This window comes from Parendozoicomonas callyspongiae (assembly GCF_023502345.1).
Classification (GTDB): domain Bacteria; phylum Pseudomonadota; class Gammaproteobacteria; order Pseudomonadales; family Endozoicomonadaceae; genus Sansalvadorimonas; species Sansalvadorimonas callyspongiae.
Genome location: NZ_JAMFLX010000125.1, coordinates 1 through 757, shown reverse-complemented (window position 1 = coordinate 757; position 757 = coordinate 1). Strand labels below are relative to the sequence as shown.

Below are 757 nucleotides of genomic sequence, written 5' to 3'. Positions count from 1 at the left end.
GGCGGCGCAGCCCCTTACGCGGGCGTTAGGCGCTCAAACCAGCATGTTACACAGCCTCACAATTCTTAGTTTACTGCGAGTAGCCCATAGGCTACACTCGTATCATGAGCTACGAGATTGTATCGACAGAAACATTCAATAGGTGGCTTGCCAAGGTTAAAGATCGCCAAGCTAGGAAAGCTATAGTTATGCGACTTACCCGCGCAGAAGCAGGGAATCTTGGTGATGTTAAACCTGTTGGTGGTGCGGTGAGTGAAATGAGAATTTTTGTAGGAAAAGGCTACAGAGTTTATTTCACAATCCGGGATGGGAAGCTTGTAATCTTGCTTTGTGGTGGTGATAAATCAAGTCAAGCAAGGGATATTCAGCAAGCTAAAGATATTTTAAACGACTTGGAGGATTAAGCCATGGGAGAGAAACTTTCATCTTTCAATCCAGTTGATTTCCTGCAAGGGGAAGAAGAAATTGCAGAGTACCTGACAGACGCATATCTTGATGAAGATCCAAGTGTTTTCATTATTGCTTTAGGTCATGTTGCAAAGCATAAAGGTATTAGCAGACTAGCCAAAGAAACTGGCCTCAACAGAGAGAGCCTATATAAAACTTTCAGCGGCAAAGTCCAACCAAAATGGGACACAATCCACAGGCTACTGCGTGCTCTCAAAGTCCGTCTAGCTATTGCCGGTTAAATCCAATTCCCCGCGCCTAACAAGTGCATCCAGCCGACCGCCTGCGGCGTCGGCTGATGCAGGCGTTA

2 protein-coding genes are annotated in these 757 nt (G+C 46.1%); both read left to right on the top strand.

Features of this window, described 5'->3' with window-relative positions; genetic code table 11:
* The first annotated feature begins 104 nt into the window (after nt 1-104).
* Nucleotides 105-404, top strand: coding sequence for a type II toxin-antitoxin system RelE/ParE family toxin (locus M3P05_RS20590; protein WP_249702020.1), 300 nt, complete (start codon nt 105-107; stop codon nt 402-404).
* Between the two features lie 3 nt (nt 405-407).
* Nucleotides 408-689 (top strand): addiction module antidote protein, encoded by a 282-nt coding sequence (locus tag M3P05_RS20585; RefSeq protein WP_249702019.1) that lies wholly within the window; start codon nt 408-410, stop codon nt 687-689.
* Nucleotides 690-757: the final 68 nt, after the last annotated feature.

Excerpts from the sequence above, each read along its gene's own strand:
- M3P05_RS20590 (WP_249702020.1), top strand. The coding sequence starts at position 105 with ATGAGCTACGAGATTGTATCGACAGAAACATTCAATAGGTGGCTTGCC.
- M3P05_RS20585 (WP_249702019.1), top strand. The coding sequence starts at position 408 with ATGGGAGAGAAACTTTCATCTTTCAATCCAGTTGATTTCCTGCAAGGG.